Raw genomic sequence first — 18,791 nt, forward strand, 5'->3', positions numbered from 1 at the left:
AACTGATTTCATTAAAAAAGGAGTTGTCTATTATTTTAGCCAACTCCTCTTTATATATCTTTTATTTATATCCATATATTTATATCTATGTATTTATTTTATAAGATTATAATTTCTTTACCAAAGTTCTAACTGTGCCTATCATATATAAAGAACCTGCACTTATTATAATATCATCTTTGTTTGATGTTTCCAATGTATAATTAACTGCATCTTCTATTTCATGCTTTGATGTTACATCACTTACATATTTTAATATTTTTTCTTTTAATATATCTGAATTTATAGCTCTTGGATTATTAGGAGTTGTTGTCACTACTTTGCTAAATTTAGGCATTAGTATGTCCAAGACACCATCAATATCTTTATCTTCCAACATGCCTATTAATAAAGTTAGTTTTTTGTCTTTAAAATGTTTATCAAGTGCTTTTGCTAAAGATTTTGCTCCATCTTCGTTATGTGCTCCATCTATTATAAATATTGGACTTTCTTTTATCTTTTCTATTCTTCCTGGCCATTTAGTAGTTATAAGACCTTTTCTTATAGATTCTTCACTTATATTATCTAATTTTTTTATATCTTTTAGATATTTTAGTACACTCATTGCCAATATAGAATTATTTATTTGATGTTCACCTATCAACATTATTTCAAGATTCTTATAAGTTTCTCCCATTATATTACAGTCATATATTTGAGAGTTTATGTTTGATTTTTTTATATTTATATCATCAAAATTAACTTCTATGTATTTTGCATTTTTTTCTTTGCAAACTGACTTTATAACATCCTTTGCTTCATCAGTCTGGTCATATACAAGTACTATTCCATTTTCCTTTATTATACCAGCTTTTTCATATGCTATTTTTTCTATTGTATCTCCAAGTATTCCTGTATGGTCTAAACTTATAGATGTTATTACACTTACAAGTGATTTTGTTATTATATTTGTAGCATCATATCTTCCACCTAATCCAACTTCTAAAGCTACAAAATCTAATTTCTGCTCGGAATAGTAATAAAATGCCATTGCAGTAACCACTTCAAATTCAGTTGGATATGCATAACCTTGGCTTACCATGACTTCTATCTTTTCTTTTATTAAACCAATTATTCTAGCAACATCTTCTTGTGGTATATTCTCTCCATTTACTCTTATACGCTCAGTAAAAGTTTCTAGATATGGAGATGTGTATAAGCCGACCTTATATCCACTTTCTCTTAATATATTAGAAATAAAAGAACACACTGAACCTTTTCCATTAGTTCCAGCTACATGTATTATATTTAAAGTTTCTTGTGGATTTCCCAACAGTTCTAATAATTTTCCAATATTCTCTAACCCTAATCTTATACCAAACTTATTGGTTTGTGATATATATTCTAATGCTTCTTCATATTTCATTATCTAATTCCCCCTGTATTGGCATTTTATTTTATGTTATCTAATTATAGTATATTTTTAACTTTTAATCTACTGACAAAGAATACATATAATCTAACACCTTCTACATTAAATTTAGTTAATAAATTTTTATTTATTTTTTGTATTTTTATATCTTTCTACTAATTCAGTTAATGTATATATTGAAACTAAGTCATATTTTGATATATCCATATAATTAAATTTCAAATCAAATCTTTTCTCTAATTTTTCTAATAGATTAAAACAATTATCATAAACTAATCCTATCTCTTTATTAAAAAGACTACATTGAAATAATTTTTCATTCTCAGCTTCAGTATTTAAACACTCTCTAATAACATCCGCAACTTCCATAAGCAGAGCATTTTCCTTATCATATAAATCCACTTTAAAATCTGGAATCCTACTATACTTGTCTAAATCACGACTACTCCAACAATTTTTGGTTGCTAGAGACTCAAGTTTTTTATTTAACGCAGATACTGTTATGTTTGGTTCTTCTGACAATATTTTAGCTATTTTCCCAGTAAATTTTGCAGCTACATAACTATTACATTTTGGTGGCAATCTGAAAGAATTATTTATATCACAACTTATATATGAATTACTATCCATAACACATTGAACATCATATTTTTTATTGTACCAAAAAGAATTCTCTATATCTAAAGTAGAAGCCCTTACACCTATAACATTGTTAAACATAGCTGGATAACTCAAGTCAAAGTTATTGGCTAAGGAACATACTATTATCTTTCCTTTTCTAAACAATTCATAGCAAACTTCAAATAAACCTTTAACACTTTCTACACCTATAACTGATAAACTTAAGTTAATCAGTCTTATATTAGTATCCAAAAGGTATTTTAATGCCTCTTCAAGAACCTTTATATTTGCAATACTATCTTTACCTAAAACTTTTATCACAAATAGTTCTACATCTTCATACTCCTTTTTTATTATTGATGCACAAGCAGTTCCATGACCATCCTCATCATCAAATTTGTCTGATATAAAGATATAGTCATGTATACATTCAAAAGCAATTCCTCCAACTAAGTTATCTTTTAAGTAATCATGTTCTTTATCTATTCCTGTATCTAATACTGCAACCTTAACTTTATTATTCATATCACATATATTCTCCATTACTAAAAGTTTTTAATATATCTACATTAATAGTTCATCTTAAACTTTAATTTATGTGGCACAATTTATCTTTTAAATGCTATATTTGTTGCTAAAAACGTAAAATAAGTACACTATATACTTAATTCATCTTAATTATATCAATTATTGTCATTAAATTGTTAAATATTACGATAAAATTTTTAGTTTTATATCACATTTTAGAATTATTTGTAAAAAGGGGACTGTCTTTTTTATTAGACAATCCCCTTGTATATTTTATTATTTATTATTCACAATTAATTATATTTCATATTTTGTAATTTAAATGTTATATATCTTAATTCTATTTATCTAGGGGAATAATTATCTTTATATGTTGTACAACCCATTTAAGCACTATTCTAAAAATTAATATCCGTAAGTAATATTAAAAAACTATATTTTGTTAGTATCTAAAAAATCCAATCAAATAAAATTTCTCTTGCATGTTAAATAATACCATATATCTATACATTATATCATATTTCAATAAATAAATTGCATAAAAGGAAATCTTTTAATAGAATTAAACTATTTATAAAATCATTACCATAAGTTCTACAGACTATAAGTGAATTTTTGATACTTACAGGCTACCATCTTAATCATTGATATAACTAGCTAAAATAGCTATAATAAAATGAAACAATTATTTATAGAATTTTATAAATATTCATTATTTTTAAGGGGTGATTGTATTTGAAAAAAGACATGTCAAAAAGAGAAATCTTAAAGGAAAGCTTTCTAGCATCAATCCCAATATTTCTAGGATATATTCCCTTAGGACTTATTTGTGGTATTATGCTTCAAAAATCAGGTCTACCAGCCTTCTATATATTGTTTATGTCATTTATAGTATTTGCTGGTAGCTCACAATTTGTAGCTGCTTCTATGCTCGCTTCAAACGGAAGTATTACTTCAATAATTTTAACTACATTTATATTGAATCTTCGCAACTTCCTAATGAGCTCTAACTTACATATGCACATAAAAAATAAGAACATGAAATTTTTAATGTATTTTTGTCATGGTGTTACAGATGAAACATTTGCTATAAACTTAGAAAAATATACTTATGGAAATTGGACTGATACACATGCTTTATACTTAAATAACCTTTGTATAATAGTATGGGCTGTAAGTTGCTTCGTGGGTGCATTTCTTGGAGAGATTGTTCATATAAGCGATTCTGTTGCTGGCTTTCTGCTGACAGCTATGTTCATTACTCTAATAGTTAATCAAATTAAAAATAAAATATATGTACTTGTTTCTATACTTTCTATATTATTATCAGTAGTTTTATATACTTTCTTTAAGAATAGTTTAGTTATTATAATAGCATCTATTTTATCTGCTTTATTTGGTTTTTATATTCAAAAATTAACACATAGAAAGGAATGCAACTATGAATAATAACTACATAATTATAGTTATCTTAGGCATGGCAATTGTTACTTATATTCCAAGAATTTTACCTATGATAATATTCTCAAAAAATGATATGCCTGAATCTATTAAAGATATCATGAAATTTATACCTATTGCTATACTTAGTTCACTAATAGCAAAAGATATTTTCTTTAATGGAGATAATCTATACCTTTCATTTACTAATCCTAAGATTATTTCAGGCATAATAGTACTATTAGTAGCTTATAAATTTAAATCTATTGCAGTATCAATAGCTGTAGGTGCAATATCCATATTTTTATTTGGAATTATATTATAATACTATATACAACATATGATATAGTACAAAATATAAAATATACTATATTGAGGTTAATATTTAAAAATTAAATTAATACAGATTATAATTGGGATACCTTACATATAAAACAATATTGATAACTACTAAATTACAACTTTACATAATAGAAACTGTCTTAATATAGAAAATTTCTTCTACATTAAGACAGCTTTGAATCAATAGCTTTGTGATGACATTAAATATTTTTTACTATATTTCTTTACCTTTTTCAAAATTAATACATTATATCACATAACAAGCTTGTTAAAGTTGCTTTTAAATCTTTAAGTCTGTACTTACTAATAGGTATAAATTTTTCATTAATAGTAATCATATTGTCTCCAATATCTTCTATTCTTCTCAAGTTAACAATGAAACTTGTATGACATCTAAAAAAGCCATTTTCACACAATAACTTTTCCGCTTGTTTCATACTCATATTAGCTTTATAATCTCTACCTGATGTATGTACGACTAAATCTCTCTTTACAGTTTCAACATACAAAATAGAATCTATCAGTATTCTGTTAAATCCTTTTTTATTGTACAAAACTATATAACGCTCCTTCTTTCTTTGAAGGTTGTCAATACAAAGATTTACACCCATTGCGAAATTACTATACTCTATAGGTTTTACTAAATACCTATAAGCACGAACTTCATAACCTTGTGGGGCATACTCTGAAAAAGCTGTCGTAAATATAATCTCTACCTTTTCATCAAATTTTCTTATTTTTTTAGCCACCTCGATTCCATTAATATCTTTCATTTGGATATCCAAAAATATAATGTCAATTTTTTCTGGGTATTTGGAGAGTAAATCTTCTCCACAGGAAAATTCCAATATTTGATAATTTAGACACCTTTCAGACAACAGTTTTTCTGCAAACTCTTTTAGTATGCTTCTTTGTATTTTCTCGTCATCACATATAACTACCCTAAACATAATATCACCTCCAAATCTAAAATATCATTTAGTTTACTTTATTTCAATTTACAAACTGTATCTAACTAGCTTTATATTTAAATTTTGATATAAATTTAAATTGTCTATTAAATTACTCATAACAATTATTTTTGATATATAAACTTATTTTTTGACATATTTATCTTTTTTTTAACTATACAACATAAAAAATATAGGAAAACAAACGCAACATGTATTTATTATCCTATATTAAATATTATAATATATCAATTTTTTATTGATTATAAAGTTCAAAAATATAAAATTAATACAGTCATAATAAGATAAAAATATCACATATCTCTAAAAAATTATAACATCATATTTATCTACATAGAAAGAAAAACATACAAAGAATACATATTTAGTACTCTTTGTATGTTTTTATCCCACACATTTATTTTACTTTAGTTTTTAAATTTGCTAATCTTTCCTCAACAGATTTAATCATTTCTTCAAATTTTTCTTTTTTAGCTTTTTCTTCTTCTATTAAGCTTTCAGGAGCTTTTGCTAAGAATCCTTGATTTGCAAGTTTTCCATTAACTCTCTTTATCTCTCCCTCTAACTTTTTCATTTCTTTAGATAGCCTTTCAATTTCTTTTTCAAAGTCAACTAATTCATTAAGAGGTATGAATATTTCAACACCATCAATAACTACACCAACTGCATCTTCTGGTACATTTGATTTGTCTTTTGCTATCTCAACAGTTGAAGCAGATGCTAAAGTTATAAAATAATCCTTACCAAGTTCAATAGTTTCTATCTTATCTTCACTTGGTACTATTATTAATTTAGCTTTCTTAGAAGGTGGTACATTCATTTCTGCTCTCACATTTCTTATACTTCTTATACCTTCCATTAATAAACTCATCATTTCTTCTTCATCAACCATATTATCTTCTTCATTATATTTTGGCCATTCAGATACTATTATACAACCTTCAACAGTAGGAAGATGAGTATATATTTCCTCTGTTATAAATGGCATATATGGATGTAGTAATTTTAATATTTTTTCAAGTACATAAGTTAATGTATATAAAGCAGCAGACTTAGCATCTGTATCATCTCCATATAATCTAGGTTTTACCATTTCAATATACCAGTCACAGTATTCTGACCAAGTAAAATCATATATCTTTTGTAATGCTATCCCTAAATCAAATTTATCCATATTATTAGTAGCTTCTTTTACAATATTATTGGCTCTTGATATTATCCATTTGTCAGCTAGAGTTAAATTATCTTTTACATTTTCTCTATTTATATTCTTAATTATCTCCTCATCAATATTCATAAATACAAATCTTGATGCATTCCACAATTTATTAGCAAAGTTTCTAGCAAATTCTACTCTTTCCATATAGAATCTCATATCATTTCCTGGGGAATTTCCAGTTGTTAATGTAAATCTTAGTGCATCAGCTCCATATTGCTCGATTATTTCTAATGGGTCGATACCATTTCCTAAAGATTTACTCATTTTTCTACCTTGAGAGTCTCTTACTAAGCCATGAACTAGTACATGGTCAAATGGCTTTTCATTCATACAGAACATACCTGCAAATGCCATTCTAACTACCCAGAAGAATATTATATCGTATCCTGTAACAAGTACACTTGTTGGATAATAATAATCTAATGCATCTGTCTTATTTGGCCATCCTAGGGTAGAGAAAGGCCATAATGCAGAACTAAACCAAGTATCTAGTGCGTCTTCATCTTGTTTAAAATGAGTGCTTCCACATTTAGGACATTTATCTGGCATCTTTTTAGCAACTACTATTTCTCCACACTCTTGACAATAGTAAGCTGGTATTTGATGACCCCACCATAATTGTCTTGATATACACCAATCTCTTATATTTTCTAACCATTGTAAATAAGTTTTATCAAATTTATCTGGAACAAATTCTAATTCTCCTTTTTTAAGAATCTCTATAGCTGGTTTTGCAAGTTCTTCCATCTTAACAAACCATTGCTCTGATAATCTAGGCTCAATTACTGTATGGCATCTATAACAAGTTCCTACATTGTGATTATGCTCTTTTATCTTGATTAGATATCCTTGTTCTTTTAAGTCTGCTATGATGGCTTTTCTACACTCAAATCTATCCATACCTTCATATTTTCCACAAACTTCGTTCATAGTTCCATCTTCATTCATTGTATTTAATTGCTCAAGATTATGTCTTAAACCTACTTCAAAATCGTTAGGGTCATGAGCTGGAGTCATCTTAACAGCACCAGTTCCAAACTCTAAATCTACATAACTATCTGCAACTATTGGAAGTTCTCTTCCTACTAATGGAAGTATTGCTGTTTTTCCTATTAAGTGTTTGTATCTATCATCTTCTGGATTTACAGCTATACCAGTATCCCCTATCATTGTTTCAGGTCTAGTAGTAGCTATTTCCAAGAAGTCTTCACTATCTTTTAATGGATATTTTATATGATAAAAGTTTCCATCCTGCTCTTCATGCTCAACTTCTGCATCTGATAAAGTAGTTTTACAGTCTGGACACCAGTTTATTATTCTATTCCCTCTATATATATGTCCTTTTTCATATAGGTTTACAAAGAACTCTATAACTGCTTCATTGCAACCTTCATCCATAGTAAATCTTTCTTTATCCCAATCACAAGAATCTCCTAATTGTTTAAGCTGATTAACTATTTTTCCTCCAAATTCGTCTCTCCATGCCCAAGCTCTCTTCAAAAATTCTTCTCTTCCTATTTCGTATTTAGTCTTACCTTCTTCTTTTTTTATTCTTTCAACAACTTTAACTTCAGTTGCTATAGAAGCATGGTCAGTTCCTGGAAGCCAAAAAGCTTCATATCCATCCATACGTTTCCATCTAATAAGTATATCTTGAAGAGTATGGTCAAGAGCATGTCCCATGTGCAATTGACCTGTTATATTTGGAGGCGGCATCATTATTGTAAATGGTTTTTTATCTGGGTTTGGTTTAGATTTAAAATACCCTTCATCCATCCATTTTTTATATAGCCTAGCCTCAAAATCTTTAGGATTATAAGTTTTTGATAAGTTCGTATTTTCCATTGTATTGCCTCCTATATTTTTATAAATAAATTTTTTAAATATTTTTGGGAATAAAAAAGAGCCTTTCATCCTCTTTTAAAAGGACGAAAAGCTCGCGTTACCACCTTAATTCCAAAGATTAAAAATTCATCAACACATAATTAAATTAATAATTAATGACAATCTTAATAACTTTGACTCTCAAAGAATTTAACGATTCTAACCGTCTAAACTTACTAATAGTTCAGTTTAGAAACTCCAAAGCTACATTCAGCAAACCTTATACTTAGAAAATCTTACAGCCAGTGAATTTTCCTCTCTTTTAGTAGTATTTACTTACTCCTCTTCTTCTTAGTCTTTAATATTATATATTATTATATACAAATATTATTCTCTTTGTCAATTATTTTTATTTTATTTTTTCTGAATTTTCCCAATTATCATTTTTTATATTCTATGCTAATTATTATAATCTATACTATTTTTTTAAATTATTTTGTCTTACATAGTCAATAATTATTCTATTACTTTATTGACATTTTTACTACTATTTTATCAATTTTATGTTAGTTTCACTTTATATGCTATTTTCCTATATGACATTTTAACTATAATATTTTAAATGTAATTAAGTTATGTATTATATTTTATAAATGCTTTATTTTATATTTTTTAAAGTTCACTATAGGTTTTCTTGCCAGAAGTTTTTAGGCATAACATTCTCTGTAATTGGCAATATAGTATATCCTCTCTCTTTTAAAATTCTTATCATATTATTTAAAGCATTTACACTTTGTTCTTTTTCATGAATTAATACTACTAATTCATCTCTTTTTCTTCCATAATATAAAATATTACTAACTATTTGACTTGTGGACGATTTCCAGTCTTGTGTATCTAAATTCCAATCCCAAATTAGGTAATTATTTGCCATAAGCTTATCGTATGAACCTTCTGGCATATATGGCTTACTTCCATATGGTAGTCTTATTAACTTTGAGCTTTGACCAGTTATATCCTGTAGCGTTTTATTACATGTGTCAAATTCTCCAACTGTTACTTCTGGACTCTTATACAACTTATGTATATCATGACTTACACTATGAAACCCTATCGAATTTTGTTCTTCTAAGACTCTCTTCACCTCTTCTTTGTGCTTTTTCATATTTTGATTAAGCATGAAAAATGTCGCTTTGACATCATTTTCTTTTAAAATATCGAGCAACGCATTTGTATATTTTGATGGTCCATCATCTATTGTTATGTATGCAACTTTTTCAGATGTAGCTCCTGGTCCTTTCCTCTCTTCTTGAGATGTTTTATATATAATTTCTCCTAAAGTGTTATTTTGAGAAAGTAATTCTAATGTAGTTTTATCTTTTGTATTGAGATTTTCAACTGGAACATTGTTAATTTTTTCTTCTAATAATGTCCCAGTTAAAATTAAAACAGCCACAAGAAATACACGTATAATTACATGAAAAACAGTTTTATTATCTTTAATTTTCATCCCCCATATCTCCCTTTTTATAAAAACATAAACTCAAACTAAAAAAATTATTTTTTATATTTATTGTCCTTCTTATTACTTTTTATGTCTCTGCTAAATATTTTCTTTACTTGTTCTTCTTCTTTTTCTCCCAATGATTCTACTCTCTTTATTCCCATAGAAGTTAAAAATTGTAGAACATTTAAATTATCAAATGGTGTTTCCATATTTGTACTTTCACTGTATTCATCAACATTCTTAGTACCTTCTTCTACACTTAAAATACGCTTAGGACCTCCCACACAACCTCCTACGCAACCCATTCCTTCTATGAAAGTAGCCTCTATCTCTTTATTTAAAACTTTCTTCAGACCATCCATACATTCTTTTGTTCCTTCAAATGCTTTTTCTTTAAACTTTATGTTTTTATCAATTCTTCTAACTGATAATTTGACTGCTTTACTTACACCCCCTGTTCTAGCATAAACTCTACCTGAAAGAGATGCTTCTACTCTATTACTTTCATCCATTACTGCTGGATTTAGTTCTAATGCATCAAATATTTCCTGTAATTCTTTAAACGTAAGTACAAAATCAACTGCATCCTTTATATCTTCCAACATTGCTTCTTTCTTCTTTGCCATACAAGGGCCTATAAATACAACTTTAGCCTCTGGATTTAAAATCTTTACAGCTCTACCACAAGCAATCATAGGTGACACAGATGGTGATACCTTATCTAATATTTGAGGAAAACTATTTTGTATTAAGCTAACCCAAATAGGGCAACAGCAACTAGTTATAAAGCATCCTTCTTCGTCCTTTTTCATATGCTCATAATAGTCATATGCTTCTTTTGCAGTAAGCATATCTGCTGCTAAAGCAACTTCTATCATATCTTCAAATCCTATCTTTTTTAATGCAGTTCTTAACTTACCAGGACTTACATCTTTTCCAAATTGACCTACAAAAGCTGGTGCGACTATTGCATATACGGGACTCTTTATATCTTTTAATAGCTTTATCATTGGTATGAATTCAATCTTATCTGATATCGCACCTAATTTACATCTTGACACACAATCACCACAGGCACTACATGTATCTTCCTCATTACAATTAATATGCTTATTTCTTATATTGCATGACTCATCTTCTTTATTATTTTCATCACAATATTTACAAGCATCTGATATTATAGATATTATTGGTCTTTTTACTTCATCCAAATTTACAGCTTCGTGCAATGCATCTTTTAGGTTTTTATCTGTATCTCCTGTTACATCCAATCCCATAGTTACCCTGATTAAATTCACCATAGTATCTTTGTCAAATTGATTATCAAAATGACTATCTAAATTTTCATTTAACTCTTCACTTAAAATTTTTTCAGGCAAGTTTTCAATATCTTCTGTATCCTCATTCCATACTGCCTTTACAAGTTCTCCAAAAAGCTTCATTTTGTATCTTTCTAATATTTTAGAATTATCATTTATAGTATTCATAAAAAATAGTACCTCCGTAAATTAAACTTATATATGTTTAATATTTACAAAGATACTATTTTTTATTTATTATTTATTGACTATTATTGATATGACTTATTTAATTTTTTCAATAATTCTATTTCAAGCATTATTTTCATTAAATGATAGTTAAACACTGGACTTTTTTCTTCATCTACGTTCCAATCCAGTTCATCCACACCATATGTTTTCTTAAGGTATTTATATGTATGCTCTTTTAAATAGAGTTTATTTTCTAGTAACTCTATAGATTGCATGTGAAAGTGGATTTCTCTACATATCCTTAAGGCATTTTCTATTTTTTCTATATTGGTTTCACTTAAACTATAGTCTAGCTCGTCGATAAGTTTTGAATATATTTCTTCCAATTTTTCTACTTCTTCTTCAAATTTTTCTACATCTAGATTTTCTTTTCTAAGTATTTTTTCTTCAATAAGCAACATTGAAAGTTCTTCTATTTTTTTAAACTCATCTATAACACTATTTAGGTAGTTTGGTCTAGCAACATAATAATTAACGAGTACACCAAATAAAACTCCTACAGATGTATCTAATACCCTGTGTAAAGAATAGTATACGGGGTCATTGTTTCCTACACCTAGATGTATGGCTAGAAAAGTGACACAGGCAACAACTACTGACTTTATTTTAAACAGATTACATAGATATATTGAACACATTACACCAAGACCACATAAAAATGGGTCTCCTGCTTTGGTGATAGCAAATAAAAATCCTATTATACCACCCAAAATAGTACCTTCTACTCTATTGATTCCTGTCTTTAAAGAACCTTTTACTGTGTCCTGAACAGAAATTATACATGCTACTAGAGAATAAAACATATTCTCAACCAAATAATTACCAAGAAGCATACATAAAGTTACACTAATTCCTGTCTTTATAGTCCTCATACCCATCTTTTGAAGTTTCAAATTTCCACCTCCTAAAAGCACCTTATATAAAATACGCATCCTCATATTTAATATGTTCCTAGTATATCACAATTTTTTAAATTTACCCATTAATCGCATTTTTTTAACAATTGCTTTTTAATTTAGACAATAAAAAAACTGCTATAAAGCAGTTTTTTATCCTATCTCTACCATTTTACCTTCAATTGCAAAGATTATTTTTTCACATACATTTGTTATATGGTCTCCAATTCGTTCAAGGTATCTTCCTATAAGTAAAAGTTTTACACCTTGATCTATTGTATTTGAATTTTCATGCATTATTTTTAAACAATCAATTTGTACTTGTTCATATAAATCATCTACAATGTCATCTTTACTTCCAACATTATAAGCTATACTTGCATCAAATGATATTAAAGCCTCTCTAGTTTGAGACATCATATTTTTACATTCCTTTGCCATTTTAGGTATATCTATCAACTCTTTTATATAAGCTTCTCCACCTATTTTCAACATTTCTCTAGCTATATTCGCTGCATAATCTCCAATTCGTTCTAATTCTATTGATATGTTTCCCAAAGAATAAATAAATCTTAAGTCTCTCGCCATTGGCTGTTTTAGCACTATTAATTCTATACTTTTATCTCTTATTTCTTCTCTCAATTTATTTATTTCTTCATCATCATCCACTACTTTTCTTGCACCTTCTAAATCTTTTTCTATCATACAAGTTACAGACTTTTCTATTGCCTCTTCACATTTTTCCATCATAAGTACTGTCTGCTCTTTTAAAGTATCAATACTTATATCTAAACTATTATTGACCATTGTCTAACTCCTTTATAGTTATATATTTTAACCGAATCTACCTGTTATATAGTCTTCTGTTCTTTTATCCACAGGAGTAGTAAACATAGTTTTTGTATCACTAAATTCTATAACCTCTCCATTTAGGAAAAAAGCTGTTTCATCTGATATACGAGCAGCTTGTTGCATATTATGTGTAACTATGACTATTGTATAGTCCTTTTTCAAATCTTCTATAAGTTCTTCTACTTTTAATGTTGAAATTGGGTCTAAAGCAGATGTAGGTTCATCCATAAGTATAACTTCTGGTCTCATAGCAATTGCTCTCGCTATACATATACGTTGTTGTTGTCCTCCAGATAATCCTAATGCAGATGATTTAAGCCTATCTTTAACTTCCTCCCAAATAGCTGCTCCCTTCAAACTTTCTTCTACTATCTTGTCTAGTTGCTTTTTATCTCTTAACCCATGCGTACGAGGTCCATATGCAACATTATCATATATACTCATAGGAAATGGATTGGGTTTTTGAAATACCATTCCTACTTTTGTACGAAGGTTTATAACATCATCTGAAGTATAGATATCTTCTCCATCAACGGAAATAGTCCCTGTAATTGTTACATTTTCTATTAGGTCATTCATTCTATTTAATGTTCTTATAAAAGTAGATTTTCCACATCCAGATGGACCTATTAAGGCAGTAACTTTATTTTCTTTTATATCCATATTTATTTTATTTAGAGCTTGTTTGTCACCATAAAATAAATCCAAATCTTTTACACTCATTTTTATTTTATTGATTAATTCCATCATTCACACCTCTTAAATTTAATAATTAGCCTTATTTAACTTCTTAGCAACAAATCTTGCTAACATATTTAATACTAATACAATTACTATTAAAACAATACCTATACTAGCTGCTGTTGCTATGTCTCCACTCTCTTTAGTTAGTAAGTATGAGTGTACAGTTAGTGTTCTTGCACTATCAAATATTCCTCCTGGCATCTTAGCTACAGTACCTGCTGTAAGTAGTATAGCAGCTGATTCTCCAATTATACGACCAACTGACAATATTACTCCTGACAAAATTCCTGGTACTGCACTTGGAAGTACTACTTTATATAAAGTTTGAAATTTAGTAGCTCCTAATGCTAGAGATGATTCCCTATATGATTGAGGAACTGTCTTTAAAGCTTCTTCTGTTGTACGAATTATTACTGGTAATATTATTATTGCAACTGTAAGTGACCCTGCAACTATTGAATATCCCATTTTTAAAGTAACTACAAAGAAAATTCCTCCAAATAATCCATAAACTATAGATGGTATTCCTGATAAACTTTCAGTGGCAAACCTTATAGCTGTAACTGCTTTTCCTTTTTTAGCATATTCTTGTAAATATATAGCTGCTAAGATTCCTATTGGTGTTGCTACAATTATAGAAACCAATACAGTATATAATGTTGTAATTATCATTGGGAATATACCACCATCACCTGATGCTGAATAATTACTAAATAAGAAGTTAAAATTCATATTTCCGATTCCCTTTATAAATATAAATCCTACTATAACTACTAGTGATACTATTGTAAATAATGCTGATAGATATACTAATAATTTCAATATATTCTCTCTGAACTTTCTCATCTTAATTTACCGCCTTATTTGAAAGTTTATTTAAAACTAAGTTTAAAATTAATATAAATGTAAACAATACTACTCCAGTTGCAAATAACATTTCTTGATGTGTCCCAAATGCATATCCCATTTCAAGTGCTATATTAGTTGTAAGTGGTCTTACACTATCTGTTATAGAAGTTGGCATAACTGGTGAATTTCCTGCAACAAGTATTACTGCCATTGTCTCTCCTAAAGCTCTTCCTACGCCTAGTACTACTGCTGCTAATACTCCAGACTTTGCAGCTGGTAATACAACTTTAAATATTGTTTCTATTTTTGATGCACCAAGTGCTAATGAACCCTCTTTATATGCTTTTGGTACTGCTCTTATAGCTGTTTCTGATACAGATATTATTGTTGGAAGCATCATTACTGCTAATACTATTATTATTGCTAATAAACTCTGTCCTTTTGGAAGATTAAATATACTTTGTATCATTGGAACTATTACTGCAAGGCCAAACACCCCATATAGTACTGAAGGTATACCTGCCAGAAGTTCAACTGCTGGTGACATTATTTTTGCTAATCTTTTAGGTGCTACTTCTGCTATAAATATAGATGTTAATATTCCAATTGGTACTCCTATTATAAGTGCACCAATTGTAGCAACTATTGATGCTGCTATCATAGATGATATTCCAAACTTATTAGCTGAAGGAACCCAATCCGCACCTGTTAAAAAATCTATAAATGAGTATCCCTCAAATATAAAAGGTCTTAACCCTTTATAAAATACAAATCCTATTATCAAAAGTAAACTTGCGACTGCTACTAAAGCACTTAATAGAAATATATTTTTTGCTACTTTTTCGACTATATATTTAGTCTTATTTCCATTATTGTCATTTTTTTCTAAACCTACTAACCTAGATTTTACTATCATAATATCCTCCCATTAAAATATACCTATTTATTTTCGTTCTGTATTTAAAATTTAAATTTTTATAAGTTCGTCATTATTAAATTTTCTATATTTTTATTCTACTTTTTTTAAGTTAAATCTATATTAGGTTTAAGTTAAACAAGTGTAAAATTATATTCACTTTTTTAACATTAATTTTACTTTTTGGACTATATTTGACATTTACTTTACAATTTAACTATATTTGGCAACAATAAAATAGCAGATATAAGTAATAATACGTACTACACGTAATTTATTATTTATATCTGCTATTAAAATTTGTTAACTAGATTTAACCTTTTATAATCTATATATTTATTATTCCTTATTAAAGTAATACCCTGCTCCTCTTATTGTTATGATTTTTTGAGGATTTTTGTAATCTTTCTCTATTTTCTTTCTCAGTCCGTTCACTGCAACTACTACACTATAATTATCCTCTAGATAATCATTTAACCATACATGTTCATATATCTCTTTGGTAGTTAAGGTCTTTTCTGGATTCTCTATAAAATAGTTCAACAACTTATTTTCTGTTGGAGTTAATTTTATTACTCCACTTGTTCTATTGTATTCTTCTAATCTTGTATTGCTTTCATTGTTATTTATATATGAATTTACTCTTCTTAAAATTGCTTTTACCTTTGCATATAGTATTTCCAAATTTAAAGGTTTGATTAAATAATCATCACCACCAGAATTTAAAGCATTTAAAATACTTTGGTCTTCATTTATATAAGTCATATAAACAATCGGACACGTAGTTACATTTCTAATCTTTTTACATAAAGTCCATCCATCACCATCAGTTAAGATTATTTCTAAAAATATCAAATCGTATTTATTGCTAAATATTTTTCCAATAGCTTCTTCACAGTTATACGCCAAATCTACATTTATTCCTTTTTGCTCCAAGAAATTTTTTAATTCCTGGCAATTATTCTTGTCTCCATCTATTATTAATATCTTAGTTTGCATTATAATCACTCCTAAATATCATTATTCTTTTATATTAAATAACTATTTATTATAAAAAACATAAACTTAATTTTATTGTAAAAACAGTTCCTTTTCCCAACTCTGAATCTACAAAAATCTCTCCATCATGCTCTCTTATAATGGATTTAACAATATATAATCCTAACCCTTGACCTTTTGAAGTACTATTGTCCCTTTCTGTAAAGAATCGGTCAAATATCTTTGGTATATTTTCTGCTGGTATACCTTTACCATTATCAGAAATTTTAATAATTGCAAATCCATCTTCTTTATTCACTGACAAAATTATTTTCCCATCAAATGAAGTAAAGCTCAAAGCATTATAAATTAAATTTTCAAATGCTCTAGCCAATCTTTCTTTATTTACTTTTGCATATATTTTTTTATCTAATATATAAACTTCAAAATTTACACCACATGCTTGTGTATCTGGTAAATTATTTTCATATACCTCTTTAATAAAATCATTCAGACATATTTTTTCACTAAGACCAATTTTTTTATCTTGTAATGTAAATTCTTGTAAACTACGTACTCTATTTTGAACTTCATTTGATTTTTGGTTTATTGCATAAAGATAGGTTCTTGTCTCCTCATCTACATGAATATTCCCCACCTTTATTAAATCTATAAATGCCTGTATAGCTGAAACAGGTGCCTTTAAATCATGTGCTACATCTGCCAAGAATTTTTTACGTTCATTTAATAGTGTTGTAAGTTCATTAGTTCTTACTTCAACTTCATGCTCAAGATTTTGTGTGAGTTTTTCATTTTCTTTTATTATTATTCTATTTCTATTTATCATCATAATAGAAAACAAAATAACTATTAAAAAACCACAGTATTCTGTTTGCCATCCTGTAAATATAGGTTCAAACCTATTACTAGTCACTACATCAAATAATATACTGACACCAAACACTATGTTTGCTGAAACTAAAATATAGGAGCTTAATTGCTCAAAGTATGTTTTTTTATAAATTGAAACTATTGAAGACATCAATATATAAATAAATACAACATATTTATATATGTCTATTAATTTTCCATAGATATTAACAAAGTATATATCATATGGAAGAAGAATAACTGGTATCACAATGGATATGATACACATAGTAATTCCTAATGGTAAAATTAAAAATCTATATACTTTATTTCTTTCAATTTTGGATATATTTCCATTTATACAAATAATACATAAAACTGCTATAAAGTATGATGAATCTTCAACTGCATATGTAAAGTTCACTAAAGGAAGCCCCATTAAATGTATAAAAGGATATGACACGTGTATAGCAAAAAAAATACACATACATCCAAAGTATAAATATAGCTTGCTTTGTTTTGAAAGTACCCAAACAGCTAGAGAAAATATAGCTATTGCAATAGTTGTAAAACAAATAACACTATAAAAAACTAATCTATAAAATATCATATTACTTACATCTTTTGTTTTTCCTAATGCAGGTGGATAATACAAACCGCTATAATAATGTGAGAAATTGGACACATTGATTATAATTTCTGTATCTTTCTTTGCAACAAAACTTACTACTGTGTTTTTAATTTTAGGTCTATATCTTTCTGTACCTATATCTCCTAACTTAGAGACTATTTCACCATTTATCCAAACTTCACTTGAACAAAAGATTTCTGGAAGTTCTAGGCTTAGTACTTTGTCTTTACCTTCATTTTTTATCCTCATGCGATAAGTTGCATTTCCATATGGCGATTGTTTTTCTTTTCTCATGGAAAAATCTGGATATTGTCCTATAAAAATATATTCTGGTTTTATATGTTTCTCTCTAAAATCTTTTGGCTTAAATATCTTATGGTTATAAAATTCCCAATCATCTATTAGAAAAACAAGTTTATTTTTAGAAAAAGTATCCTCATCTATAGTTAAAATTCCATCACTTGCTCTAATAGACTTATATGTATATTTATTATCATATTTATAAAGAAAATTTAATCCTATTATTGCCAACAGAGAGACTATCAATACAATGAGAGTTCCTTTTAGTACATTAGACTTTTTCATTGCATTAACCACATCTCTTTCTTTTGTAGTAATATTAAATGATAAAATAAGAACTAT

15 protein-coding genes and 1 other annotated feature are annotated in these 18,791 nt (G+C 27.8%); of the genes, 2 read left to right on the forward strand and 13 right to left on the reverse strand.

What is annotated here, in order from left to right; translation table 11 throughout:
• Nucleotides 1-106: 106 nt before the first annotated feature.
• Both IC214_RS19775 and IC214_RS19780 read right to left on the reverse strand, forming a co-directional pair.
• Nucleotides 107-1,405, reverse strand: coding sequence for a bifunctional folylpolyglutamate synthase/dihydrofolate synthase (locus tag IC214_RS19775; protein ID WP_227866934.1), 1,299 nt, complete (start codon nt 1,403-1,405; stop codon nt 107-109).
• A 129-nt stretch (nt 1,406-1,534) separates the two neighbouring features.
• On the reverse strand, nt 1,535-2,557 hold the full coding sequence (locus IC214_RS19780; RefSeq protein WP_227866935.1) for a S8 family peptidase: 1,023 nt from the start codon (nt 2,555-2,557) through the stop codon (nt 1,535-1,537).
• A gap of 738 nt (nt 2,558-3,295) precedes the next feature.
• Here IC214_RS19780 and IC214_RS19785 point away from each other — a divergent pair.
• Together IC214_RS19785 and IC214_RS19790 are read left to right on the forward strand one after the other, a co-directional pair.
• Entirely contained in the window at nt 3,296-4,009 is a 714-nt protein-coding gene (locus tag IC214_RS19785) for an AzlC family ABC transporter permease (RefSeq protein WP_227866936.1), read from the forward strand.
• On the forward strand, nt 4,002-4,325 hold the full coding sequence (locus tag IC214_RS19790) for an AzlD domain-containing protein (RefSeq protein WP_227433697.1): 324 nt from the start codon (nt 4,002-4,004) through the stop codon (nt 4,323-4,325). Before IC214_RS19785 ends, IC214_RS19790 begins: the two co-directional genes overlap by 8 nt.
• Nucleotides 4,326-4,581: 256 nt before the next feature.
• On the opposite strand, the gene rgaR is transcribed toward IC214_RS19790, so the two are convergent.
• The 11 genes from rgaR to IC214_RS19845 all read right to left on the reverse strand — a co-directional run bounded on the left by rgaR (nt 4,582) and on the right by IC214_RS19845 (nt 18,734).
• Nucleotides 4,582-5,292, reverse strand: a complete 711-nt coding sequence (rgaR, locus tag IC214_RS19795) for a two-component system response regulator RgaR (RefSeq protein WP_227433696.1) — start codon at nt 5,290-5,292, stop codon at nt 4,582-4,584.
• A gap of 418 nt (nt 5,293-5,710) precedes the next feature.
• The gene (locus IC214_RS19800) at nt 5,711-8,377 is read right to left on the reverse strand and encodes a valine--tRNA ligase (RefSeq protein WP_227835082.1); all 2,667 of its coding nucleotides are present in this window, start codon (nt 8,375-8,377) and stop codon (nt 5,711-5,713) included.
• A gap of 76 nt (nt 8,378-8,453) precedes the next feature.
• Nucleotides 8,454-8,718: a binding site (T-box leader), on the reverse strand.
• 320 nt (nt 8,719-9,038) lie between these two features.
• The gene (locus IC214_RS19805) at nt 9,039-9,866 is read right to left on the reverse strand and encodes a polysaccharide deacetylase family protein (protein ID WP_227866937.1); all 828 of its coding nucleotides are present in this window, start codon (nt 9,864-9,866) and stop codon (nt 9,039-9,041) included.
• Between the two features lie 47 nt (nt 9,867-9,913).
• Nucleotides 9,914-11,350, reverse strand: coding sequence for a [Fe-Fe] hydrogenase large subunit C-terminal domain-containing protein (locus tag IC214_RS19810; protein ID WP_227433693.1), 1,437 nt, complete (start codon nt 11,348-11,350; stop codon nt 9,914-9,916).
• An 83-nt stretch (nt 11,351-11,433) separates the two neighbouring features.
• Nucleotides 11,434-12,306, reverse strand: coding sequence for an FUSC family protein (locus tag IC214_RS19815; protein ID WP_227433692.1), 873 nt, complete (start codon nt 12,304-12,306; stop codon nt 11,434-11,436).
• A gap of 156 nt (nt 12,307-12,462) precedes the next feature.
• Nucleotides 12,463-13,116, reverse strand: coding sequence for a phosphate signaling complex protein PhoU (gene phoU, locus IC214_RS19820; RefSeq protein WP_227433691.1), 654 nt, complete (start codon nt 13,114-13,116; stop codon nt 12,463-12,465).
• A 27-nt stretch (nt 13,117-13,143) separates the two neighbouring features.
• A complete protein-coding gene (gene pstB, locus IC214_RS19825; RefSeq protein WP_227433690.1) occupies nt 13,144-13,908 on the reverse strand; it encodes a phosphate ABC transporter ATP-binding protein PstB in 765 nt (254 codons plus the stop codon).
• Nucleotides 13,909-13,926: 18 nt separating this feature from the next.
• Nucleotides 13,927-14,751, reverse strand: a complete 825-nt coding sequence (gene pstA, locus IC214_RS19830; protein WP_227433689.1) for a phosphate ABC transporter permease PstA — start codon at nt 14,749-14,751, stop codon at nt 13,927-13,929.
• Nucleotide 14,752: 1 nt separating this feature from the next.
• Nucleotides 14,753-15,670, reverse strand: coding sequence for a phosphate ABC transporter permease subunit PstC (pstC, locus tag IC214_RS19835; RefSeq protein ID WP_227433688.1), 918 nt, complete (start codon nt 15,668-15,670; stop codon nt 14,753-14,755).
• 339 nt (nt 15,671-16,009) lie between these two features.
• Complete coding sequence (locus IC214_RS19840) at nt 16,010-16,669, reverse strand: response regulator transcription factor (RefSeq protein ID WP_227866938.1); 660 nt, start codon at nt 16,667-16,669, stop codon at nt 16,010-16,012.
• A 49-nt stretch (nt 16,670-16,718) separates the two neighbouring features.
• Entirely contained in the window at nt 16,719-18,734 is a 2,016-nt protein-coding gene (locus tag IC214_RS19845; protein WP_227851299.1) for a sensor histidine kinase, read from the reverse strand.
• Nucleotides 18,735-18,791 lie beyond the last annotated feature (57 nt).

Origin of the sequence: Clostridioides sp. ES-S-0190-01 (genome assembly GCF_020658275.1) — a bacterium.
GTDB lineage: Bacteria > Bacillota > Clostridia > Peptostreptococcales > Peptostreptococcaceae > Clostridioides.